Raw genomic sequence first — 24299 nt, 5'->3', positions numbered from 1 at the left:
GGATACCCCTACTTGACCGAGCCACCGGTGATCCCGGCGGCGATGTACTTCTGCGACAGGACGAGCAGCACCGCCGCCGGCACCGCGGACAGCACGGAAGCGGCCATCACCGAGCCCCAGTCGCCGACATGGGCGCCGATGTACTGGTAGATGCCCAGCGTGATGGGCTTGACGTCGTCCGTGGTGTTCAGCGTCAGCGCGAACATGAAGTCGCTCCACGCGTACAGGAACGAGAACAGTCCGGCCGTGATCAGCGAGTTGCGGCTCATCGGCAGCACCACCTGGACGAACGTCCGGAACCGTCCGGCCCCGTCGACCTCGGCGGCCTCGATGACCTCGCGCGGGATCGCCACCATGAACGACCGCATCAGCACGATCGCGAACGGGATGCCGAGCGAGGCGTCGGCCAGCATCAGCCCGGCGTACGAGTTGACCAGGCCGAGATCCACGTACGCGCTGTACAGGGCGTTGGCGATGACGATGCCCGGCACCATCTGGGTGATCAGCGTGCCGAAGACGATCGTCCGGGTGCCGCGCAGCTTGAACTGCGCCAGCCCGTACGCGGCGGGCGCCGAGATCGCCAGGCAGATCACGACCGCGCCCAGCGCCACCGCGAGCGAGGTCAGCAGGTTGCCGCCCTGGTCGGTGAGCGCCGAGCGGAAGCCCGACAGGTCCAGGCCGTGCGGGACGGGGTCGACCTCCAGCAGTCCGGATTCCGGCTGGAGCGCGGTGTTCACCATCCAGTACAGCGGGAACAGCATCACGCACAGCACCAGGACGCCGAAGATCATGGCGCCCCAGCGCCGCTTCGGCCGGCCGCTGGTCGGCGTGGGCGCGGCGGGGGTACGCACGGTGGTCGCCATGCCGGTCACTTCCCCTCGTTGCGGTTGGCCCGCAGGTAGAACACCGCGAAGACGGCGGAGATCAGGATCAGGATGTTGCCGACCACGGCACCGGCCCCGAAGTCCAGCTGGACGAAGGAGTTCTGGTACGTGAGGGTGCCGAGGGTCTGGGTGGAGTCGGCGGGTCCGCCGTCGGTGAGCGCCAGGATCAGGTCGAGGATCTTGACCGTCGACATGAAGCCGAGCACCAGGACCACGGTGATCACCGGCCGCAGCATCGGCAGCGTGATCGAGCGGAACGTCCGCCAGGCGGAGGCGCCGTCCAGCGAGGCGGCCTCGTACAGCTCCTTCGGGACCTCCTGGAGGCCGCCGTAGAGGATCACCATGTTGAACGGGATGCCGATCCAGATGTTCACCAGGATCACCGAGATCAGCGCCATGCTCGTGCTGGTCAGCCACGGGGTGTCGCCGCCGAGGCCGACGGTGCCGAGGAACGAGTTGAGGACGCCGGTGTCCTGGTCGAGGATGCGCCGCCAGACGACGCCGGAGACGACCATCGGCACCAGCCACGGCAGCAGGATGAGCGACCGGAGCACGCCGTTCAGCGGGAAGCGGCGGTTGAAGAAGACCGCGAGGCCGAGGCCGATGCAGAACTGCCCGATCAGCGAGCCGATCGTGAACAGGATGGTGTGCCACAGGGCCTTGCCGAAGAGCTCGTCGTTGAAGACCTTGCTCCAGTTGTCCGTTCCGTTGAACGGGGACTTCCCCGTGAAGAACGTGGACGGCGAGTAGTCCTGGAAGCTCATCACGATGTTGCGGACGAGCGGGTAGCCGAAGAACAGCGCCATGAAGATCACGGCGGGGGCGATGAAGCCCCACTGGGCGAGGCGCCGGCGGCGCCGGACGCGGGCGGGGTTCGGCGGCTTCGCGGTCTTCTCGGCCGTGAGCGCCGGGGCGGCGGTGGTGGTCGACATGGTTCGGATACCTCAGTTCCCGCTCGTCGCGCGCTTCTGGGCGCGGGTGAGGGCGGCCTCGCTCGACTCGCCGGTCAGGGCGGACTGGAACGCGCTCTGGAGCGCGAGGGAGACGGACGACCACCGCGCGCCGAGTTTGGCGGTACGCGACCGGGCCGTCGCGACCTGGTCGGCCAGGGCGTCCAGCTCCGGCACCTTCGTGCGCCACTCGGCGGCGGCCTTCTCGTTGGCCGGGACCATCCAGCTGTTCAGCGCGTAGGTGATCTGCTCCTGCTCGCCGGACATGCAGCCGATGATCTTCGCGGACATCTTCTCGCGCTTCTCGTCACCGGTGTTGGGCACGGTCAGTACGCCGCCGCCCAGCGGGCCCACCGAGTCGTCCCCGGCCTTCGGGACGGGGATCTCGGCGATGCCCCAGTTCAGCCCCTTCTTGGAGTTCAGCGTCTCCACCTGCCAGGGACCGTTGATCATCATGGCCGCGTTGCCCGCCATGAACTGGTCGTTCACGTCGGCCTGGGTCCAGTTGACCGTCGACTTGGACAGGGAGCCGTCCTTGAGGAGGCTCTTCCAGTAGTCCAGCGCCCCGGCCACCTCGGGGGTGTCGAGTTTCGTCTCGTCGCCGCCGTTGGACCACATGAAGGGGGTGAACTGGAAGACGCCGTCCTCCGCGCCGCCCGCGCTGAGCGCCAGTCCGTACCGCTTGCCCCGCGTGAGCTTCTTCGCGGTCTCGCGCATCTCGGCCCAGGTGGTGGGGACCTTCAGACCGGCCTTGTCGAGGGTGTCCTTGTTGTAGAAGAGCGCCAGCGTGTTCACCGTGCGCGCGGCTCCGTAGTACGTCCCCTCGTACGAGCCGAAGTTGACGATCCCCTCGGGGATGTCCGCCGTGGTCAGGCCGAGGTCCTTCAGCGGGATCAGCCCGCCGGCCTCGGCGAACGTCGGCATCTCGGAGGCGTCCAGCTGGAGCACGTCGGGCAGCGACTTCGAGGAGGCCATCCGCAGCGCCTTGGTCATCACCTGGGAGGCCGGGACGCTCTGCTGCTCGATGGTCACCCCCAGCTGCTTGCTGCACCGGGCCAGCGTCTGGGCGTCCCAGCGGTGGTACGACTCGTCGGTCGAGGAGTTCAGAACGGTGTACACGTCCGGGTCCCGCTGCTGGCCGCAGCCCGACAGGACCACACCGCCGATCAGCGCGGAAACGACGGTGAGCGGGACGGCGACCCGTGGGGTGAAGCGGTTCGACATTCAGCTGCCTCTTGTCGGCAAGGGCCCGGGCGGCTGCGCTGCCGTCCGACCGATTTGTTTGCTGCCAGTACTAATACGTCATGGGGGCGCAGGTTTTCTAGACCGTCCTGGTGACGTGCACGTCACACAGGGGCAACATGCCCGGTCGCAAGGGGTTCGAGCGCCGGTGATCAGGCGGATTCGCAGGTTCCGAACGGTGAATCGAAGCGCTTCGAAAAATATTTGTTTTGTGTACGATCAAAATCAGGACCCACAGGAACGGACCCCCCATGAAGTTCACCGACGGCTTCTGGCAGATGCGAGACGGTGTCCACGCCTCGTACGCCACAGAACTCCGCGACCTCCGCCTCGACCGCGACCGCCTCACCGCCTACGCGGCGGTCCAGCGCGTGACCCGGCGCGGGGACACCCTGAACGCCCCGCTGATCACCGTGGAGGCGTACGCCCCCGCCGAAGGCGTCATCGGGGTCCGCGTCACCCATCTGGCGGGCAAGCGCCACCCGGGCCCCGACTTCGCCCTGCCCGGAGCCACCGGTGACCCCTCCGCCGCCACCCGCGAGGAGGACGGCGGGGCCGCCGAGCTGACCAGCGGGCCGCTCACCCTCCGGCTCCCCGCCGGAGGCGGCTTCGGCCTGGAGTTCCGGGACGCCGACGGGCGCGTCCTGACCGCCGCCGGACGCAAGGGCACCGCCTTCGCCACGACCGGCGACGGCGCCCACCACATGTTCGCCCAGCTCGCACTGGGCGTCGGCGAGACGATCCACGGGCTCGGCGAGCGCTTCACCCCGTACGTGAAGAACGGCCAGGTGGTCGACATGTGGCAGGCGGACGGGGGGACCAGCAGCGAGCAGGCGTACAAGAACGTCCCGTTCTACCTCTCCTCGCGCGGCTACGGCGTCTTCGTCAACCACCCCGGGAAGGTCTCCTTCGAGGTCGGCTCCGAGGCGGTCGGCCAGGTGCAGTTCAGCGTCGAGGACCAGACGCTGGAGTACTTCGTCGTCGCCGGACCCACCCCCAAGGAGGTCCTGGCCCGCTACACCGCGCTGACCGGCCGCCCGGCCCTGCCCCCGGCCTGGTCCTTCGGCCTCTGGCTGACCACCTCGTTCACCACCGCGTACGACGAGGCGACCGTGACCTCCTTCGTGGACGGCATGGCCGAGCGGGGCATCCCCCTCTCCGTCTTCCACTTCGACTGCTTCTGGATGCGCGAGTACCAGTGGTGCGACTTCGAGTGGGACCCGGACGTCTTCCCGGACCCGGAGGGCATGCTCGCCCGGCTCAAGGACAAGGGCCTGCGGATCTGCGTCTGGATCAACCCGTACATCGCGCAGAAGAGCCCCCTGTACGCGGAGGGCGCCGCCCAGGGCTACTTCGTGCGCACTCCCGAGGGCGACGTCTGGCAGTGGGACAAGTGGCAGGCCGGCATGGCCCTGGTGGACTTCACCAACCCGGAGGCCACCGCCTGGTTCCAGGCCAAGCTGCGCACCCTCCTCGGCCAGGGCGTCGACGGCTTCAAGACGGACTTCGGCGAGCGCATCCCCACCGACGTCGTCTGGCACGACGGCTCCGACCCGGAGCGCATGCACAACTACTACACGCATCTGTACAACAAGGCCGTCTTCGAGCTGCTGGAGAAGGAGCGCGGCCAGGGCGAGGCCGTCCTCTTCGCCCGCTCCGCCACGGCCGGCGGCCAGCAGTTCCCCGTGCACTGGGGCGGCGACTGCTGGTCCTCCTTCGAGGCGATGGCCGAGTCCCTGCGCGGCGGCCTCTCACTGAGCCTGTCCGGCTTCGGCTTCTGGAGCCATGACATCGGCGGCTTCGAGGGCACCCCGGACCCGGCGGTCTTCAAGCGCTGGCTCGCCTTCGGACTGCTCTCCTCGCACAGCCGGCTGCACGGCTCCTCGTCGTACCGCGTGCCGTGGGAGTTCGGCGACGAGGCGGTCGAGGTCGCCCGGCGCTTCACGGAGCTGAAGCACCGCCTGATGCCCTACCTGTACGGTGCCGCCGTCGAGGCCCACCGCACCGGCGTCCCCGTCATGCGCCCGATGCTCCTGGAGTTCCCGGACGACCCGGCCGCCCGCACCGCCGACCGGCAGTACATGCTCGGCCCCGACCTCCTGGTCGCCCCGGTCTTCAGCGAGGACGGCGAGGTGGAGTACTACGTCCCCGAGGGCACCTGGACCCATCTGCTCACCGGCGAGACCGTCACCGGCCCGGCCTGGCACCGGGACACCTACGGCTTCGACGGCCTCCCGCTGCTGGTCCGGCCCGGCGCGGTCCTCCCGCTCGGCGCGGACACCTCCCGGCCCGACGGCGACTGGACGGACAACCTCCAGCTGCGCGTGTACGCCCCCGAGGGCACCGGCGACCTCCACCGCACCGTGACCGTCCCCGGCCTCACGGGCGCCCCCGCCGCCACGTACGAGGTGGTCCGCGAGGGCGGCGCACTCCGGGTCACCGCCGACACGGACCGGCCGTACGAGGCGGTGGTCGTCACGCCCGGGGCGAGCGCTCCCGCGATCTAACCCAGGCGGTGAACGCCTCGACCGCGTCCACCACCGCGTCGAAGCGGAGCGAGTGGTACAGGTCGAAGGCGTGGTGCCCGCCGCGCAGCTCGGCGTAGACGACCGGGCTCTCGGACGCGTCGCGCAGCCCCTCGGCCACCTCGCGGATGCCGGCCACCGGCACCAGCGGGTCCAGATCGCCGTGGACGATCAGCAGGGGCGGCGCGTCCGGCCGGGCGTGGCCCAGCGGCGACGACTCGGGGCCCTGGTGCCAGTACGCGCCCAGGAAGCCGTTCAGCACGACGACCCCGCTGACCGAGGTGTCGGCGTCCTCGAAACCCGGCTGGAACGCGGGGTCGTCGGAGGTCAGCGCGGCGATCGAGCCCATGTGGCCGCCCGCCGAGCTGCCCGCCACGAACAGGCACGACGGGTCGGCCCCGTACTCCTGGGCGTGCTCCCGCGCCCAGGCGATCACCCGCTTCAGGTCGATCATGTGCTCGGGGTGCCGGACCTGCGGCTTCAGCCGGTAGTTGGCGCTGATGGTGACCCAGCCCCGGCTCGCCAGCCGGTACAGGAGCGGCAGTGACTGGCTGTTCTTGTGGCCGCCGGTGTAGCCGCCGCCGTGCATGTGGATCAGCATGGGCGCACCCTGTGGGCGGGCCCGGTGGTGGTACACGTCGAGCAGATTGCGGCGCCCCGCGTCCCCGTACGACAGGTTGGCCACGCGTCGCACGTCCCGGCGGCGCTTGAGGACCGGCACGAACAGGACGCGGAGCCACGGGGGCCGGCGCCGCAGCCCCTCGGCGAGGTCCGCGTCGATGGCGGCGCGCCAGCCCTCGCCCAGCCCCTCGGTCATCGCGCGCTCGATCCGGTCGCGCTCGCCCCACGCGCGGTGGGCGATCACCGCGAGCCCGGGCGCGGTCACGGCGGCCAGCGCGACGACCCCCCAGGCGCCCGGCGAATCCATGACGTCGTCCTGGGCGAAGGCCATCACCGTCGGGACCAGCAGCATCCAGAAGAAGGCGGCGAACGGCAGCTCGTTGGCGGCCAGGCCGAAGAAGTAACTGGGGCGGCCGAGCGGGTGCTCCCACGGCACCGGTCTGAGCGCCCACCAGGTGCCGATCGCGACGATGAGCACGGGGACCAGATATCCGACAGGCACGGCACCTCCTGGAACGGCAGCCGGGCCTGCCTACTCGTGCGCGCCCCCGGTCGGGGGCGGCGCCCGCCAGTCTTCCCCGACGGCCGGAAGGCATCAACGGCGGGACTGGTAACGTCTTTTGACTCTGGGCTAAAGAATCCGGGGGCCGGGCGTGGAGATGCGGGAGATCGAGATATTCCTGACGCTCGCGGAGGAGCTGCACTTCAGCCGCACCGCCGAGCGGCTGGGCGTCAGCCCCGGCCGGGTCAGCCAGTTGGTCAAGAAGCAGGAACGACTCATCGGCGGCCCGCTCTTCGACCGCACCACCCGCACCGTGCGCCTCTCGCCCCTCGGTGAGCAGCTGTACGAGGCGCTGAAGCGCGGCCACGAGCAGATCACCCAGGGCATCGAGGCCGCCAGGGCCACCGCCCGGGGCACCCGGGGCACCCTGACCCTCGGCACCATGGGCCCGTACGCCCTCCAGATCAAGGACACGCTCGACCTCTTCCAGGCCCGCCACCCCGACGCCCGCGTCCGGCACCGCGAGATCCAGCCCGCCTCACCGCTCGACCTGCTCCTGTCCGGCGATGTGGACATGGTGTACGTATGGCTGCCGGCCGACGGCCCCGGCCTGAGCGTCCTGCCTACCGCGCACACCTCCGCGCTGTTCCTGATGGTCTCCGCCGGCCACCCCTTCGCGGAGCGGGAGTCCGTCTGCCTGGAGGACTTCGGCGACTGCGCCGTCGTCGAGGGCGGCTCGATCCCCTCCGCGATGGAGGAGGCCCTCAACCCCCGGCACACCCCGTCCGGGCGCCCGGTCCGCCGGGGTCCGCGGGTCACCACGTGGCAGGAAGCGCTCAGCGTCGTCGCCTCGGGCCAGGCCACCGCCGCCGTACCGGCCGAGACGCCGGACTTCTACGCGTGGCCCGGCCTGGCCTTCGTCCCCATCCGCGACGCGCCCCCCTGCCGGTGGGCCCTGGTCTGGCGGACCGCCGCGGAGTCACCGCTCATCCGGGCGTTCGCCAAGGCGTCCCAGGACGCTGCGTCTCCGTACGGGCGCGCCCGCTCCACCGCCCCCGGCCGGAATGCGAGGGTGGACCGGCGGGTTAGCGCCTGTACAGAACATGAGCGGTAACAGCACTGAGAGCGGATGGCCTTCACATGGGCGAGCTGATCCTGATCCGGCACGGCGAGACCGAGTGGTCCCGTAACGGGCGCCACACGAGCCACACCGATCTGCCCCTGACCCCCCTCGGTGAACGCCAGGCCCGCGCCCTGGCCCCCCTGCTCGCCGACCGGTCCATCGCGCTCACCCTCGTGAGCCCCCTGGTCCGGGCCCGGCGCACCGCCGAACTCGCCGGGCTCGCCGCGCCCCGCATCACACCGGAGCTGCGCGAGTGGGACTACGGCGGCTACGAGGGCATCACCACGGACGAGATCCGTCGCACCCGGCCCGCATGGAACCTCTGGACCGACGGCGTCGGCGCCGGTCCCGAGGCCCATCCCGGTGAGACCCCGGCGGAGGTCGGGGACCGGGCCGACCGGGTGCTGGCCGAGGTCGCGGAGGCGGCCGGACGCGCCGGGGACGGGGACATCGTGCTCGTCGCCCACTCCCACTTCCTGCGCGTCCTGACCGCCCGCTACCTGGGCCTGACCCCCGCCGAGGGCACGCTCTTCCAGCTGGCCACGGGCGCCGTGTCCCGGCTGGGCCGGGAACACGGCAATCCGGTCATCACCGCGTGGAACGTCACGCTGCCGGAGAGCCTGTTCCCGGCGGCGGTCCCGGAGACACCGGAACGGAGCTGAGAACGCGGACGGCCGGCAGCCCACGGGGAGCTGCCGGCCGTCCGCGTACGCGGGGCCAGGTCAGGCGATCAGCTCCACCTCCGCGAGCGAAGCCGCACCGTCGAACACGAGCCGGTAGTGCGCGTACGAGCCGGGGGACTTCACGGAGAAGGCCCGTGTCTGCTTGTCCCAGGTGAAGGACTGGCCGGACCGCTGGTCGAGGTCCTTCCAGGTCTTGCCGTCCGACGAGCCCTGGAGCACCCAGCCCTTCGGCGCCGTCGCCCTGGCGGCCGAGGTCAGCGTGTACTGGACGCCCTTCGTGGCGGACGGAACGGGCAGCTCGACCGTGGCGGCCGTGCCGGTGGTGGCCGAGGTGTCGTCGAACAGCGGGCCCTCGCCCCTCAGCACGTCCCTCCTCGGGGACGGCACCTGGTCGTCCTTCGTGATGGAGACCGGCGCGGCGTCCTTGCCGGTGCCCCAGGCGGACGGCTTCGGCCCCATGGCGAAGTCCAGCGTCCCGCCCTTGGCCAGCAGGTCGTGCGGCAGCGAGGTGGAGGTCCACTTCCTGCCGTTCACCTTCAGGCCCTGGACGTAGACGTTCTTCGCGCTGTTCTTCGGCGCCTTCACGACCAGCGTGCGGCCGTTCTCCAGGTGCACCGTCGCCTTGGTGAAGAGCGGCGAGCCGATCGCGTACTCGCCACTGCCCATCACCAGCGGGTAGAAGCCGAGCGAGGAGAAGAGGAACCAGGCCGACTGCTCGCCGTTGTCCTCGTCGCCGTGGTAGCCCTGGCCGATCCCGCTGCCCGTGTACAGCCGGCCCAGGACCTCGCGGACCTTCTCCTGCGTCTTGTACGGCTGCGATGCCGCGTCGTACATGTACGTGACGTGGTGGGCGACCTGGTTGCTGTGCCCGTACTGGCCCATCCGTACGTCACGGGCCTCGGTCATCTCGTGGATGACCCCGCCGTAGCTGCCCGCGAACTCCGGGGTGCCGGTCTCCGGGGTGGCGAAGTACGTGTCCAGCTTCTTGGCGAGGCCGTCCCGGCCGCCGTAGAGGTTGGCCAGGCCCTTGCTGTCCTGGGGAGCGGTGAAGGCGTAGCCCCAGCCGTTGGTCTCCGTGTAGTCGTAGCCCCAGACGCGCGGGTCGTAGAGGCCGGACGGCAGCCGCCAGTCGCCCTTGGCGTCCTTGCCCTGGAAGAAGCCGGCCTTGTCGTCGAACAGCTCCACGTAGTCGCGGGCCCGGTTCATGAAGTACTCGGACTCGTCCTTGTAGCGCTGCTCGTGCGTCTTCCGGTAGAGCGCCTCGCCCATCTTCGCGATGCCGTAGTCGTTGACGTAACCCTCCATCGACCAGGACATGCCCTCGTGGGTCGTGGTGTCGGCGTACCCCTTGAACGGGGACGTCTCCATCCCCTTGCGGCCCACACCGGAGCTGGGCGGGACGACCGTCGCGTTCTTCACGGCCGCGTCGTACGCCGCCTTCGCGTCGAACTTCACGCCCTTGACGTACGCGTCGGCGAACGCCACGTCCGAGGAGGTGCCCGTCATCAGGTCCGCGTAGCCCGGCGAGGACCAGCGGGAGATCCAGCCGCCGTCCTTGTACTGCTGCACGAAGCCGTCGACCATCTCACCGGCCCTCGAAGGCGTGAGCAGCGAGTAGGCCGGCCAGGTCGTCCGGTAGGTGTCCCAGAAGCCGTTGTTGACGTACACCTTGCCGTCGACGATCTTCGCGCCGGTGTGCGTCGGGGTGTCCGAGCCGGTCTGCGGCGAGAAGGGGGAGGCGTACTTGTCCTTGCCGTCGACCTTCTCGGAACCCGAGTTCGGGTAGAGGTAGAGCCGGTACAGGCTGGAGTACAGCGTGGTCAGCTGGTCGGCGGTGGCGCCCTCGACCTCCACCTTGCCGAGCAGGTCGTCCCAGGCGTCCCGCGCCTTGCCCTCGACCCGGCCGAAGGAGCGCGAGGCGGGAATCTCGGCGGCCAGGTTCTTCTTCGCCTGGTCGACGCTGATCAGCGAGGTCGCCAGGCGAAGGCCGACCGTGCGGTCCTTGCCCGCGTCGAACCGGAGGTAGCCGGTGACGTCGTCACCGCCGCCGCCCGAGAGCTTGCCGCTCGCGGTGACCGGCGCGTCGAAGACGCCGTACACGAACAGCCGCGTCGCCCCGGTCGAGCCGCCGCTCTTCACGTCCGAGAAGCCGGTGAACGAGCTGGTCGCCGGGTCCAGGGTGAGCCCGCCGTCGTTGGAGACGTTGTCGAAGACGATGCTCGCGTCCCTGCCCGGGTACGTGAACCGCATCCGCGCCGCGTGGTCGGTCGGCGTCATCTCGGCCTTGAGACCGTTCTCGAACGTCACGCCGTAGTAGTGCGGCCGTGCGGTCTCGTTCTCGTGCCTGAACGGCAGCGCGCGGGCCGTGCGCGAGGCGTCCGGGGTACCGGAGGCCGCCGACGGCATCAGCTGGAAGGTCTGCCGGTCACCCATCCAGGGGCTCGGCTCGTGGCTCGCGGCGAACGCCTGGAGCGTGGGCAGGTTGTCCTCGTTGTTGCCCCGCGCGTAGTCGTAGAGCCAGCTGGTCGAGCCGGCGTTGGTGACCGGTGTCCAGAAGTTGAACCCGTTGGGGACGGCCGTCGCCGGGAAGTTGTTGCCGCGCGAGAAGGAGCCGCTGGAGTTGGTGCCCCGGATGGTGGAGGCGTAGTCCGCGAGGTGCGCCTTGCGCTTCTCCGGCTTCGCGGGCGCGATCTTCAGGTCGTCGATCCAGCCCTGGAACTTGGCCGGGCCCTTGGGGGAGTCGTACGCGACCAGGACGCGGTCGACGGTCTTCCCCGCGGCGACCGTGCCGATGCCGGCCTCGACCTTGTTCCACTGGTTGACGTAGAGCCGTTTGGCGTCCGCCTGGCCCTGCGGCGTCAGCAGCCCGCCGTTGGTGTCGGTGGCGTGCAGGTCGCTCAGGTAGGTGCCGTCCGTGAAGGCCAGGTCCACCGCGACGTGCGTGGCCGGGTAGGACAGGTCCGTCTCGCCCATCTGCGGGTAGACCAGGTAGGACAGCTCGGTGTCCCGGGTGATCCGGGTGTTCACGTCGAACACCTTGTTGTACGAGTACGCCCGGCCGTCCGCCTGGTGGGTGCCCGCGTACCGCAGCGCCTTCGTGCCGGTGAAGCCCGCGCCGGCCTTGGCGGTGGGGGAGCCGGAGGGGCCGTTGCTGATCTGCGTGCGCATGTCGGAGGGCGCGGGGGCGGAGGTGTCGCCGTCGGAGAACTGGACGTCGGCGAGCTGGGTGGCGTCGGTGGCGCCGTTGTTCTTCGTGACGTCCAGGCGGAAGTGCTGGTACGCCTTGTCCGCCTCGAAGTCGTACGACTTGGTCTGGAAGCGCTCGCTGAAGGTCTGGCCGGTCCGGGTGTCCAGGTCCGTCCAGGTCTTGCCGTCGGCGGAGCCCTGGAGCGTCCAGTCCTTCGGGTCGCGCTCGTCGTGGTCGTCGGCGGAGGTGAGCGCGTACGTCACGACCTTGACCGGTTCGGTGAGGTCGAACTCCAGCCAGGCGGTGGGCTCGAACGACAGCCACTTCGTCCTTGACTCGCCGTCGACGAGGTTCTCCTTCACCTCCCCGCCGCCGGTGTTCTCGTCGCTCGCGCGGACGGCGGTGACCCGGTCGGTCACATTGCCCGGTATTCCGGAGGAGAATCCGCCATCGACGCCCGATGACCGCTTCTTTCCGTCGGGGTCCTCTTCTACGGAATTGCGCCAGTCCGGCTGCTTTTCGTCTTCTTCGAAGGACGTGCTGAACGTCCGGTCACCCGTGGGCCGTTGGCTCCTCGGGCCTGACCCGGCCGATTGAGCGGCGGCCGCCGTGGGGGCTGTCACGACCACCACCAATGAGGCCGCGATCAGTGCTGCCGTGCTGCTTCGTCTCGTACGAGAACGGTGTCGGGGGTGCATGCCGAGCCATTCCTTCCGGGGGAAGAGTGCGCTTGGACAACGTTGTCATGAGGTGCGCAGGAACAAGTAGGGAGCGAAGTGGCAGGTGGTGTCAAGGAGTTGGATCAGAGCGGTTCGGTGAATCGACCGGAATGCGGAAAACGTTACATCCGAAGGGGGGCGCGGAGTGCCGAGGTATCCGCGAGGTCTCAACTCGGGAAAGACTGCCGTCCAAACTTGCTTTCGATCTTGCTCAGTTGGCGGCAAGTGGACTATACCTGTCGGCGTCCGCACAGCTTGGTTCACCGGTTGTGCGGCTGGGGGACACGGGGCAGGACGACGCGACGCCGCAAGCGCGTCAACTGTCCGGTTCCCCGGCGCCCCCCACGGCAATGGTTAGCCTGAAATCTGTACCACCCAAGCGCAACTGACCGCGGTGGCGTGGCCCTTCGCCGAGGCGAATGACGACGGGGCGACCGGTATACACCGCCTGAGTCCTGGAGAAGGCGAGGACTTGAGCATGGGATCCACTCTCGGCGTAGACCGTCGCGGTCTGATCAGGGGCGTCGCTCACCGCGCCGTACATCTCGCAGCTGATCACCATAGGCGCCGCTGAGCGGCTCCGAAACGACGGCGCAACACCCCGGGCGTGCTTCTCCGTCGATATCCCGCGCGGTGACCCCACCAGAAGTCGCGCTCACGGAGAAGTGCGGCAGGCGTGTCGCCGACGTGGCCCTGAGGGCAGAACACGCAGTGAAACCCAGCAAGATCGAATCGATCAGTGAGGATGCAGAGATGACGACTCGTACCGGGTCCCTTGACAGGCGGACGTTCCTGAGAGGGGCGATCGCGGCAGCGGCAGTGGCGTCGATGGCCACCGCGTGCAGCTCTCCCTCCTCCGAAGGCAGTGACCAGGGCGGCACGAAGGGCGAGACCTCGGCCAAGAACCCGTTCGGTGTCGCCAAGAACTCCAAGGTCGAAGCCTGCATCTTCAACGGCGGCTACGGCACTGACTACGTCGGTTACGCCAACAAGGTCATGGGCAGCCAGGTCGCCGGCGTCACCGTCCAGGTCAAGCCGGTCGTCGACATCGCCCCGGAGCTCCAGCCCCGGTTCGTCGGCGGCAACCCGCCGGACCTCATCGACAACTCCGGTGAGGACCAGATCGGCTTCCTCAGCATTCTCGACCAGCTCGAAACGCTGGACGACGTTTTCGAGGCCAATAACTACGAGGGCAAGAAGATCGCCGACACGGTCTACGCCGGCGTCAAGGAACCCGGTACGTTCAACGGCAAGTTCGTCGGGCTCAACTACGTGATGACGGTGTACGGCGTCTGGTACTCGAAGTCGCTGTTCGACGCGAACGGCTGGACCGCGCCGAAGACCTGGGACGAGGCGTACGAGCTCGGCAAGAAGGCCAAGGCGAAGGGCAAGTACCTCTTCGTCCACGGCAAGGAAGCCGCGACGTACTACCAGACGCTGCTCATCGACTCCGCGATCAAGGAGGGCGGCGACGAGGTCCGGATCTCCCTGGAGAAGCTGGAGGCGGACTCCTGGTCGCAGAAGCCCATCCAGGACATCCTCAAGATCATGGAGAAGATGGTCAAGGAGGGCATGTTCGTCCCCGGCGGTTCCGGCACCCAGTTCCAGAAGGCGCAGGCGTCCTGGAGCAACGACCAGAAGGCTCTGCTCTACCCGACCGGCGGCTGGATCGAGAACGAGATGAAGCAGGCCACCAAGGCCGACTTCCAGATGACCGGTTTCCCGGAGATGGTGCTCAGCGCCAGTCCGAAGATGCCCTACGAGGCGGTTCGTGCCGCCGCGGGCGAGCCGTTCATCGTTCCCAAGAAGGCCAAGAACGTGGCCGGCGGCAAGGAGGTCCTGCGGGCGTTGCTGTCCAAGGAGGGCGCCGCCAACTTCGCCAAGACGAAGCTGGCCCCGACCATCGTCAAGGACACCGTGCCCGCCGACGGCTACGGATCCACGGCGCTGGTCTCGCAGTCGAAGATGCTCGCCGACGCGGGCGAGAACATCTTCGACTACAAGTTCGTCAACGCCTACGGGATCAACACCGACATGCTGGTGCCGTGGAACTCGTTCCTCGCCGGTGACCTCGACGCCGCGGGCCTGACCAAGGCGCTGCAGAAGATCTCCGACAAGATCCGGAACGACGACTCCATCGAGAAGTTCGAGGTCAGCTAGCATCACCATGAGTGACATGATCACCAAAACCGAGACCGTGAGCGGCCGGTCGACACCGGCCGCTCGCGGCGGGCGTCCCCGACGCCGCAAGCTGACCTTCGACCGGGTGACCTTCTTCCTCGCGTTCCTCGGTGTCCCGTTGGCCGTCTTCGTGACGTTCGTCCTGATCCCGTTCGTTCAGGCGATCTTCTGGGCCATGACCGACTGGCGCGGCTTCAGTCCGGACTACAACTTCATCGGGCTGGACAACTTCACCAAGATGTTCCAGGACGACGTCTTCATGAAGGCGTTGCGCAATGTCGCGTTGCTGGCGGCCTTCGTACCGCTGGTGACGCTGACGCTCGCCCTCGGGGTCGCGGTGGCCATCACCCTGGGGGGTCCCAGCAAGGGTCCTGTCCGGGGAATCCGGGGAGCGTCGTTCTACCGGGTCATCTCGTTCTTCCCCTACGTCGTGCCGGCGATCATCGTCGGCCTGATCTGGGCGCAGATGTTCGACCCGAACGCCGGTCTGCTCAACGGCATGCTCACCAAGCTCGGGCTGAGCGGATTCAAGGAGTTCGCCTGGCTGGGCGAGGAGTCGACGGCGATGCCGGCCCTGATGTTCGTCTTCGTCTGGGGACTCGTCGGGTTCTACGCCGTGCTCTTCATCGCCGCGATCAAGGGAGTCCCCGGCGAGATGTACGAGGCGGCCAAGATCGACGGAGCCGGCCGGCTCCGCACGACGGTCTCGATCACTCTGCCGGCGATCCGGGACACTGTGCAGACGGCGTACATCTACCTGGGTATCGCCGCGTTGGACGCGTTCGTCTACGTACAGGCGCTGTTGCCGAACGGCGGACCCAACAACTCGACCCTGACGATCAGCCAGCGGCTGTTCAACGTCGCCTTCCGCCACGGGCAGTTCGGATATGCCACCGCGATGGGGGTCGTCCTCGCCGTTGTCACCCTGGTGTTCGCGTTGCTGGTGTTCACCGTCAACCGCCTGACCGGCGGTGGCGAGGACAAGAAGAAAGCGCGTGGGTCCAAGGCTCGGCGTGCGGGACTCAAGGGAGGTGCTCAGTGAGCGCCGTAACCGCCGACCGGAAGCTGATGAGAGGCGCCGCGGGCAGCGACCGCAGATTCGCGGCACTCTCGCACTTCCTGCTGATCCTGTGGTCCGTGATCGTGATCGTGCCCATGCTGTGGGTGCTGGTGTCGTCGTTCAAGTCGACCGGCGAGATTCTTTCGTCGCCGTTCACGCTGCCGGATCACTGGAGGCTCGAGAACTACGCGCACGCGTGGAGCGACGCGAACATCGGGAAGTACTTTCTGAACTCGGTGGTCATCGTTGTCTCCGCGCTGTTCCTGGTGATGCTGTTGGGCTCGATGTGCGCCTATATCCTGGCGCGGTTCACGTTCCCCGGGCGCCGGCTGATCTACTACGTGATGCTGGCGGGGTTGACCTTCCCGGTATTCCTGGCGATCGTGCCGCTGTTCTTCCAGCTGCAGAACCTGGGGCTGCTGAACACGCGGCTGGGACTGATCCTCACCTACGTCGCATTCGCGCTGCCGTTCACGATGTTCTTCCTCTATTCGTTCTTCCGGTCACTGCCGCATGACGTCTACGAGGCCGCGTTGATCGACGGTGCCGGCGACTGGCGGGCGTTCTTCCAGGTCATGCTGCCGATGGCCAGTCCGGGCATGGCCGCGGTGGCGATCTTCAACTTCCTGGGATTGTGGAACCAGTTCCTGCTGCCGGTGGCGCTCAACACCGACCAGAGCAAGTGGGTCCTGACTCAGGGAATGGCCGCCTACGCGTCCTCGCAGGTCTACGACGTCGACTACGGTGCGCTGTTCGCGGCGATCGTGATCACGGTGGTGCCCGTACTGGCCGTGTACGTCGTCTTCCAGCGCCGGATCGCCGGTTCGGTTTCGCAGGGCACCTTCCGCTGACACCTGCTGTCCGACACCCGAAGTGCCCCGGCGGATCACTCCGCCGGGGCACTTCGCCGTGCGGACCAGGCACCGCGGCGGACCTGTTCCGCGTACCGGGCGTCGAGTTCACGGGGGTGGGTACGCAGCCCTCGCCTCCTGGCCGAGAGGGCCGGCAAGGGCGCGCAACCTCTTCGTGACCTGAACGATCAGGTGATCGCTCCGGCGGAGCACGCCCGGATCGCCCCGCAGCCGCTGACCCGCCGGGCTCCGGCCGTGAGCAGGGCGGCCGGGGCGGGCGACCCCGAGGCGCCGGAGATCGTACGGAAAGGAGCGCGCCACCTCGTCGCCGCGGCAGCACGCGTACACCGGTCCGAGAACCCGGGCGTGTTCGCCGGATCCGTGCTGACCAGCGAAGGGAGCCCTCGCTCGGCGGTACGACAACTGCTCACCGAGCAGGGGGGACGGACCGGTCCGTACGGCGGGCGGCGACGCCGGGGCGGCCGCTGGGACGGCTGCGGCGAGGCCGTGGACCCGGTGGAGGCGCCCGTGCACGCCTCACCGCACGCGACATTCACCGGCGTCCATCCGTCCATAGCGGCTTTCGCACCCGCCGCGCTCGTCTGACCTGCGCTTCTGCCTCAACTGTGGTCGGAGGCGGCGCCGCTCAATCGCGCCTTCCCCTGCTCAAGGTCTTGACGGATCGGAACCCCAAAGGCTCATCTTAGAGTTCACATGTTGGAGATAGGGCGGGGTCTCATGGCTGCGATCCCGCGCGGGGGCGGCCGTCGTGCCGTCCGGCAAAGGCAGGAGTGAGTGAGTCGATGGAGACTCCGGGGTCGCAGACGTCTCTGCATCGCGCCAACCTTGAGCGGGTCGTGCGCGCCGTACGCATGGCTGGATCGCTCACCCAGGCGGAGATCGCCAGGAGCACGGGCCTCTCCGCGGCCACCGTCTCCAATATCGTTCGTGAACTGAAGGACAGCGGCACGGTCGAGGTGACCCCCACCTCGGCGGGCGGCCGCCGGGCCCGCAGCGTCTCGCTCAGCGGGGACGCGGGCATCGTGATCGGCGTCGACTTCGGCCACACCCACCTGCGCGTGGCCGTCGGCAACCTGGCCCACCAGGTGCTCGCCGAGGAGTCCGAGCCGCTGGACGTCGACGCCTCGTCCGCCGAGGGCTTCGGACGGGCGGAGCAGCTGGTCAACCGGCTGATCGAGACCACCGGGATCAGCCCCGGCAAGGTCATCGGGGTGGGACTCGGTGTTCCCGGCCCGATCGACGTGGAGTCCGGCACCCTGGGCTCCACGTCGATCCTGCCGGGCTGGACGGGCATCAACCCCAGCGAGGAGCTGTCCTCGCGCCTCGGCGTGCCGGTGTACGTGGACAACGACGCCAACCTCGGCGCGCTCGGCGAGCTGGTGTGGGGGAGCGGCCGGGGGGTCAGGGACCTCGCGTACATCAAGGTCGCCAGCGGTGTCGGCGCCGGTCTGGTCATCGACGGCCACATCTACCGGGGCCCCGGCGGCACGGCCGGCGAGATCGGCCACATCACCCTCGACGAATCGGGCCCGGTCTGCCGCTGCGGCAACCGCGGCTGCCTGGAGACCTTCACGGCCGCGCGCTACGTCCTGCCCCTGCTCCAGCCCAGCCACGGCCCGGATCTCACCATGGAGCGGGTGGTCCAGCTGGCCCGCGAGGGCGATCCCGGGTGCCGGCGGGTGATCGGTGACGTCGGGCGCCACATCGGCAGCGGGGTCGCCAACCTCTGCAATCTGCTGAACCCGAGCCGCGTGGTGCTGGGCGGCTCGCTGGCGGAGGCCGGGGAGCTGGTTCTGGGACCCATCAGGGACTCCGTGTCGCGTTACGCCATTCCCAGTGCGGCCCGGCAGCTGTCCGTGCTTCCGGGGGCCCTGGGCGGCCGTGCGGAGGTGCTGGGCGCGCTGGCGCTCGTCCTGAGCGAGATGGGGGATTCAACCCTTTTGGAGAGCACCCTCCCTGCGGCCACTCCTGCCTTCACTTAGATAACGAATGGCACCGTTGTCATCTCGTTAAGGATTTACTCCTTGACGCCGCCCTCGCGGCCGAGTTGACTTCCAGCCACCTCGGCCGCGACGTTGCGGCCTCGTCAGGGAGGCAAACCCCCAATGAACGCAATGACGCGACGCATCGTCATAGGCACGGCCGCCGTTTCGATGGCCGTCTCCCTCGCCGCCTGCGGCAAGGCCGGCGACGACAAGAAGGACTCGGCGGACTCGGGCAGCAAGACCAAGATCGGTCTGCTGCTCCCGGAGAACAAGACCGCCCGCTACGAGACGCTGGACAAGCCGCTGTTCATCGACGCGGTCAAGAAGGACTGCGCCGACTGCGAGGTCGTCTACAACAACGCGGGCGGGGACGTCGGCCAGCAGAAGCAGCAGTTCGAGCAGCAGATCGCCGACGGCATCAAGGTCATCGCGATCTCCTCGGTCGACGCCGAGAAGTCCGCCGCGTGGGTCGCCGGCGCCCACAAGAAGGGCGTCAAGGTCGTCGCGTACGACCGCGCCATCGCCGGTGCCGACGCCTACGTCAGCCACGACAACGAGAAGATCGGCCGGCTCCAGGGCCAGGCCGTCCTCGACGCCCTCGGCTCCAAGGCCGCCAAGGCCAACCTCGTCATGATCAACGGCGACGAGAAGGACCCGAACGCCGGTCTGTTCAAGAAGGGCGCCCACGCGTCCCTCGACGGCAAGATCAAGATCGCCTACGAGGCGTCCGGCGAGTGGGACCCGAAGATCGCCGGCGAGAAGATGACCGCCGCCATCTCCTCGGTCGGCAAGGGCAAGATCGACGCCGTCTACTCCGCCAACGACGGCATGGCGGGCGGCATCATCACCTCCCTGACCAACGCCGGCATCAAGGACATCCCGGTGGGCGGCCAGGACGCCGAGCTCCCCGGCATCCAGCGGATCATCGCCGGTACGCAGACCTTCACGATCTACAAGTCGCCGAAGCAGCTGGCCCCCGAGGCCGCCAAGTTCGCCGTCAACCTGCTCCAGGGCAAGGACATCGGCGCCCAGGGCGAGACGGACGGCGTTCCGTCCACGCTGCTCGAGCCGACCGTGGTGAACAAGGACAACATCCAGTCCACCGTGATCAAGGACGGCATCTACAAGGTCGCCGACGTCTGCGTCAAGGACATCGCCGCCAAGTGCACCGCGCTGGGCATCAAGTAGTCCCTCCACGCGCCAGGGCCGGCCGGCCCTGGCGCGTACGGGTCCGGTCCGCCCCGCACGGCGGATTCCGCCCGCCCCCCTGACTGTCCGGCCCCGGCCGGCTCACACCCCGCTTCCGGCCGGGTGCCGGACACTCACCCCCCAGTGCTTCCCGTATGTCGACGCTGCCCTCGCGGCGCGGCGTCTCCGCCGGTCAGGCGGCACATCCCCGCCGGTCAGGCGGCGAAGGAGATGGTTCACGTGTCAAAGACGCCCGTGCTGGCGTTGCGTGGAGTCTTCAAGCGATTCGGAGCGGTCCAGGTCCTCTCCGGTGTCGATCTCGAAGTCCACGCGGGAGAAGTGGTCGCCCTCGTCGGCGACAACGGTGCCGGAAAGTCCACGCTGGTCAAGACGATCGCCGGCGTGCACCCCATCGATGAGGGCGTCATCGAGTGGGAGGGCGCGAAGGTCGACATCAGCCGTCCGCACGACGCCCAGAACCTCGGCGTCGCCACCGTCTACCAGGACCTCGCGCTCTGCGACAACCTGGACGTCGTCGCCAACCTGTTCCTCGGACGCGAGATCAAGAAGGGCGGCGTCCTCGACGAGGTCGCCATGGAGAAGCGGGCCCAGGACCTGCTGTCCACCCTCTCCATCCGCATCCCCAGCGTCCGCATCCCGGTCGCCGCGCTCTCCGGTGGCCAGCGCCAGGTCGTGGCCATCGCCCGCGCCCTGGTCGGCAACCCCAAGATCGTGATCCTGGACGAGCCCACCGCGGCCCTCGGCGTCGAGCAGACCGCCCAGGTCCTCGACCTGGTGGAGCGGCTGCGCGAGCAGAACCTCGGCGTCATCCTCATCAGCCACAACATGGCCGATGTGAAGGCCGTGGCCGACAAGGTCGCCGTGCTGCGACTCGGCCACAACAACGGCGTCTTCCCCGTGGCGACGACCAGCCACGAGGAAATCATCGCCGCGATCACGGGCGCCACGGACAACGCCGTGACCCGCCGCAAGTCCCGCAGCGCGGAGGCATCCAAGTGAGCAACACCAACGAGACTCCGGCCAAGGTCCCGGCCCAGGCGGAGCCCGCCGAGGCCCCCGCGCCGGCGGAAGGCGCGGTCCGGGTCGTCGACCCCCGGCTGCTCGTCCGCGAGCAGGGCTTCAAGGGTTACTGGACCGAGTTCAAGCGCAAGGTGCGCTCGGGCGAGATCGGCTCGCTGCCCGTCGTGGTGGGCCTGATCATCATCGGCATCGTCTTCCAGGCCGAGACCGGCAACTTCCTCACCTCGTACAACCTCGACCAGATCACGCTGTACGCGGCGGGCCCCGGCATCATGGCCGTCGGCATCGTCTTCGTCCTGCTGCTCGGCGAGATCGACCTCGCGGTCGGCTCCGTCGCCGGTCTCGCGGGCGCGGTGTGGGCCGTCCTCGGCACGGACATGCCCGACGGCCTCGCCATCCTGCTCGGCATCCTCTCCGGCACGGTCATCGGCGCCTTCCACGGCATCGTCTTCGCCAAGATCGGCGTGCCCGCGTTCGTCGTGACCCTGGCGGGCTTCCTGGGCTGGGCCGGCATGCAGACCTGGGTGATGGGCGAGAAGTCCACCATCACCACCCCGCTCGGCAGCTTCGTCCGCGACCTGACCAGCTATTACTTCGAGGACATCGCCGCCGCCTACGGCCTCGCCGTGGTCGTGATCGCCGCCTTCTACCTCACGCAGCTGCGCGACGCGAGGCGCCGCAAGGCCGCCGAGCTGCCGCACCGCCCGCAGAGCGAGATCATCCTGCGCACCGCGCTGCTCGCCGTCCTGGCCCTCCTCGCCGCGTACGCCTTCAACCAGGAGCAGGGCCTCCCGCTCTCCCTGGTGATCTTCCTCGCCATCCTGGTCATCACCGACTTCGTGCTCCGCCGCACCACGTACGGCCGTCAGGTCTTCGCGGTCGGCGGTGGCGTCGAGGCCGCGCGCCGCGCCGGCATCAACGTGTCGTGGATCCGCATCTCGGTGTTCATGATCTCCGGCACGCTCGGTGCGGTCGGCGGTCTCTTCCTGGCCTCCGCGACCGGCGGCGCCGACCGCTCGCTCGGTGGCGGCAACCAGCTCATGATGTGCATCGCCGCCGCCGTCATCGGCGGAACGTCCCTGTTCGGCGGACGCGGCAAGGTCTGGTCCGCGCTCCTGGGCATCCTGGTCATCCAGTCGATCGTCCAGGGCCTCAACCAGATGAACCTGTCGTCCAACGCGATCCAGTACATGATCACCGGTGCGGTGCTCCTCATCGCCGTGATCATCGACTCGGTCTCCCGCAAGACCCAGAAGACCGCGGGCCGCGGCTAGCGACACCGCAGGCCACGCGCCGTACGCACCACCCGCCGGAGCCCGGCGCCCCCACCGAGGGCGCCGGGCTCCGGCACGTACCGGCGGACAAGGGGCAGCACGCCCCGACTCCCGCTTCGGGGGGAGGCCGTTAGACTCATCGGATCGGCATGCTCGACCAGCACAATCGCAAGGAGGCACGGTGACACAGCCGCGCGAAGCGCGTCACGCACGGGCGGTGGTGGGCGACGGATGGGATCTGCTGACCCGCATCGGCGGACCGCGTGACCTCGACCGGCTCACTCCCGAGCAGCTGGAGCAGCTCGCCGAGGAGATCCGGACGTTCCTGGTCGACGCGGTCTCCAAGACCGGCGGCCACCTCGGACCCAACCTCGGCGTGGTCGAGCTCACCATCGCCCTGCACCGGGTCTTCGACTCGCCGAAGGACAAGGTCCTCTTCGACACCGGTCACCAGAGCTACGTGCACAAGCTCCTCACCGGCCGCCAGGACTTCAGCCGGCTCAAGAGCAAGGGCGGCCTCTCCGGCTACCCCTCCCGGGCCGAGTCCGAGCACGACGTGATCGAGAACTCGCACGCCTCCACCGTCCTCGGCTGGGCCGACGGCCTCGCCAAGGCCAACGAGGTCCGCGGCAAGGACGACCACGTCGTCGCGGTCATCGGCGACGGCGCGCTCACCGGCGGCATGGCCTGGGAGGCGCTGAACAACATCGCCGCCGCCAAGGACCGCCCCCTCGTCATCGTCGTCAACGACAACGAGCGCTCCTACGCGCCCACCATCGGCGGCCTCGCCAACCACCTGGCCACCCTGCGCACCACCGACGGCTACGAGCGCTTCCTGGCCCGCGGCAAGGACCTCCTGGAGCGCACCCCCGTCGTCGGCAAGCCGCTCTACGAGACGCTGCACGGTGCGAAGAAGGGCCTGAAGGACTTCATCGCCCCGCAGGGCATGTTCGAGGACCTCGGCCTCAAGTACGTCGGCCCCATCGACGGCCACGACATCGAGGCCCTGGAGTCCGCCCTCCAGCGCGCCAAGCGCTTCGGCGGCCCGGTCATCGTGCACTGCCTCACCGAGAAGGGCCGCGGCTACACCCCCGCCCTCCAGGACGAGGCCGACCGCTTCCACGCCGTCGGCAAGATCCACCCCGACACGGGCCTGCCCGTCGCCACCTCCGGCCTCGACTGGACGTCGGTGTTCGGCGAGGAGATGGTCAAGCTCGGTCACGAGCGCGAGGACATCGTCGCGATCACCGCGGCCATGCTCCAGCCGGTCGGCCTGACCGGGTTCGAGAAGGAGTTCCCGGACCGGATCTACGACGTCGGCATCGCCGAGCAGCACGGCGCGGTCTCCGCGGCCGGCCTCGCCACCGGCGGCCTCCACCCGGTCTTCGCGGTGTACGCCACCTTCCTCAACCGCGCCTTCGACCAGGTCCTGATGGACGTCGCCCTGCACCAGTGCGGGGTCACCTTCGTCCTGGACCGGGCCGGCATCACCGGTACGGACGGGGCCTCGCACAACGGCATGTGGGACATGTCCATCCTCCAGGTCGTGCCCGGCCTGCGGATCGCCGCCCCGCGCGACGCCGACCAGGTCCGCGCCCAGCTGCGGGAGGCCGTCGAGGTGGACGACGCGCCCACGGTCGTCCGCTTCTCCAAGGGCGCGGTCGGCCCCTCGGTCAAGGCCGTCTCCACCGTCGGCGGCATGGACGTGCTCCGCGAGCCCGGCGCCGCCCGGCCCGACGTGCTGCTGGTGTCCATCGGCGCGCTCGCCCCGATGTGCCTGGAGATCGCCGACCTGCTCGACGCCCAGGGCATCTCCACGACCGTGGTGGACCCCCGCTGGGTGAAGCCCGTGGACGAGGCCCTGGCGCCCCTCGCCGCGCGGCACCGCGTCGTCGTCACCGTCGAGGACAACAGCAGGGCCGGCGGCGTCGGTTCCGCGGTCTCCCAGGCGCTGCGCGACGCGGACGTCGACGTGCCGCTGCGCGACTTCGGCATCCCGCCGGTCTTCCTCGACCACGCCTCCCGCAAGGAGGTCATGGCCGAGATCGGGCTGACCGCCCCGGACATCGCCCGCCAGGTCACCGGCCTGGTCGCCAAGCTGGACGGGCGCTACGAGCCCGGCGCGGGAGACCGCACCGTCGCGGAGCGCGTCCGGGACTGACCCGTACCCCGCCTCGGCCGAACGGGCCGGTCGTACCACCCTGACGAGTGGGACGACCGGCCCGTTCGCGTGAAATCCGGCCGTGGCAGGCGTGCCGCGAA

The 24299-nt window shown here is 69.0% G+C and carries 17 protein-coding genes; 12 read left to right on the top strand and 5 right to left on the bottom strand.

The features are described from left to right. Nucleotides 1-8 precede the first annotated feature (8 nt). From G3I41_RS08365 to G3I41_RS08355, 3 genes are read right to left on the bottom strand one after another with little or no spacing between them, the layout of a single operon-like run. Nucleotides 9-863 (bottom strand): carbohydrate ABC transporter permease, encoded by an 855-nt coding sequence (locus G3I41_RS08365; protein WP_164399666.1) that lies wholly within the window; start codon nt 861-863, stop codon nt 9-11. A gap of 5 nt (nt 864-868) precedes the next feature. Then, nucleotides 869-1816 (bottom strand): sugar ABC transporter permease, encoded by a 948-nt coding sequence (locus G3I41_RS08360; protein WP_164399665.1) that lies wholly within the window; start codon nt 1814-1816, stop codon nt 869-871. 12 nt (nt 1817-1828) lie between these two features. Next, nucleotides 1829-3058, bottom strand: coding sequence for a sugar ABC transporter substrate-binding protein (locus G3I41_RS08355; protein WP_164399664.1), 1230 nt, complete (start codon nt 3056-3058; stop codon nt 1829-1831). A 269-nt stretch (nt 3059-3327) separates the two neighbouring features. Between G3I41_RS08355 and yicI the strand changes: the two genes are divergently transcribed. Continuing rightward, on the top strand, nt 3328-5583 hold the full coding sequence (yicI, locus tag G3I41_RS08350) for an alpha-xylosidase (protein ID WP_164399663.1): 2256 nt from the start codon (nt 3328-3330) through the stop codon (nt 5581-5583). Here the strand turns inward: yicI and G3I41_RS08345 are convergent. Further along, nucleotides 5552-6724, bottom strand: coding sequence for an alpha/beta hydrolase (locus tag G3I41_RS08345; RefSeq protein WP_164399662.1), 1173 nt, complete (start codon nt 6722-6724; stop codon nt 5552-5554). The two genes, yicI and G3I41_RS08345, sit on opposite strands and share 32 nt — an antisense overlap. A gap of 157 nt (nt 6725-6881) precedes the next feature. Between G3I41_RS08345 and G3I41_RS08340 the strand changes: the two genes are divergently transcribed. Further along, nucleotides 6882-7838, top strand: coding sequence for a LysR family transcriptional regulator (locus G3I41_RS08340; RefSeq protein ID WP_239081537.1), 957 nt, complete (start codon nt 6882-6884; stop codon nt 7836-7838). A 26-nt stretch (nt 7839-7864) separates the two neighbouring features. Next, nucleotides 7865-8509, top strand: a complete 645-nt coding sequence (locus G3I41_RS08335) for a histidine phosphatase family protein (protein ID WP_164399661.1) — start codon at nt 7865-7867, stop codon at nt 8507-8509. A 60-nt stretch (nt 8510-8569) separates the two neighbouring features. Here G3I41_RS08335 and G3I41_RS08330 read toward each other — a convergent pair whose 3' ends face one another. Beyond that, a complete protein-coding gene (locus tag G3I41_RS08330; protein WP_164399660.1) occupies nt 8570-12136 on the bottom strand; it encodes a GH92 family glycosyl hydrolase in 3567 nt (1188 codons plus the stop codon). A gap of 1053 nt (nt 12137-13189) precedes the next feature. Between G3I41_RS08330 and ngcE the strand changes: the two genes are divergently transcribed. The 9 genes from ngcE (at nt 13190) to dxs (ending at nt 24198) form a co-directional block, all read left to right on the top strand. Continuing rightward, a complete protein-coding gene (gene ngcE, locus G3I41_RS08325; RefSeq protein ID WP_164399659.1) occupies nt 13190-14596 on the top strand; it encodes an N-acetylglucosamine/diacetylchitobiose ABC transporter substrate-binding protein in 1407 nt (468 codons plus the stop codon). Nucleotides 14597-14612: 16 nt separating this feature from the next. Next, nucleotides 14613-15659, top strand: a complete 1047-nt coding sequence (locus tag G3I41_RS08320) for a sugar ABC transporter permease (RefSeq protein ID WP_239081528.1) — start codon at nt 14613-14615, stop codon at nt 15657-15659. Next, on the top strand, nt 15656-16528 hold the full coding sequence (locus G3I41_RS08315) for a carbohydrate ABC transporter permease (protein WP_164399657.1): 873 nt from the start codon (nt 15656-15658) through the stop codon (nt 16526-16528). The genes G3I41_RS08320 and G3I41_RS08315 overlap by 4 nt, the downstream gene beginning before the upstream one ends. Nucleotides 16529-16720: 192 nt before the next feature. Beyond that, nucleotides 16721-17134, top strand: coding sequence for a hypothetical protein (locus G3I41_RS08310; protein ID WP_164399656.1), 414 nt, complete (start codon nt 16721-16723; stop codon nt 17132-17134). A gap of 197 nt (nt 17135-17331) precedes the next feature. Then, nucleotides 17332-18531 (top strand): ROK family transcriptional regulator, encoded by a 1200-nt coding sequence (locus G3I41_RS08305; RefSeq protein ID WP_164399655.1) that lies wholly within the window; start codon nt 17332-17334, stop codon nt 18529-18531. A gap of 132 nt (nt 18532-18663) precedes the next feature. Further along, a complete protein-coding gene (locus G3I41_RS08300) occupies nt 18664-19722 on the top strand; it encodes a substrate-binding domain-containing protein (protein ID WP_164399654.1) in 1059 nt (352 codons plus the stop codon). A gap of 231 nt (nt 19723-19953) precedes the next feature. Next, nucleotides 19954-20742, top strand: a complete 789-nt coding sequence (locus G3I41_RS08295; RefSeq protein WP_164399653.1) for an ATP-binding cassette domain-containing protein — start codon at nt 19954-19956, stop codon at nt 20740-20742. Further along, on the top strand, nt 20739-22037 hold the full coding sequence (locus G3I41_RS08290) for a sugar ABC transporter permease (RefSeq protein WP_164399651.1): 1299 nt from the start codon (nt 20739-20741) through the stop codon (nt 22035-22037). Before G3I41_RS08295 ends, G3I41_RS08290 begins: the two co-directional genes overlap by 4 nt. 181 nt (nt 22038-22218) lie before the next feature. Further along, the gene (dxs, locus tag G3I41_RS08285; protein ID WP_164399650.1) at nt 22219-24198 is read left to right on the top strand and encodes a 1-deoxy-D-xylulose-5-phosphate synthase; all 1980 of its coding nucleotides are present in this window, start codon (nt 22219-22221) and stop codon (nt 24196-24198) included. The last annotated feature ends 101 nt before the right edge of the window (nt 24199-24299 follow it).

The sequence above is a fragment of the Streptomyces sp. SID9727 genome (genome assembly GCF_010550605.1).
GTDB lineage: Bacteria > Actinomycetota > Actinomycetes > Streptomycetales > Streptomycetaceae > Streptomyces.
Note: the sequence above shows the minus strand (reverse complement) of the source record. Positions and strands in the feature narration are given on the sequence as shown.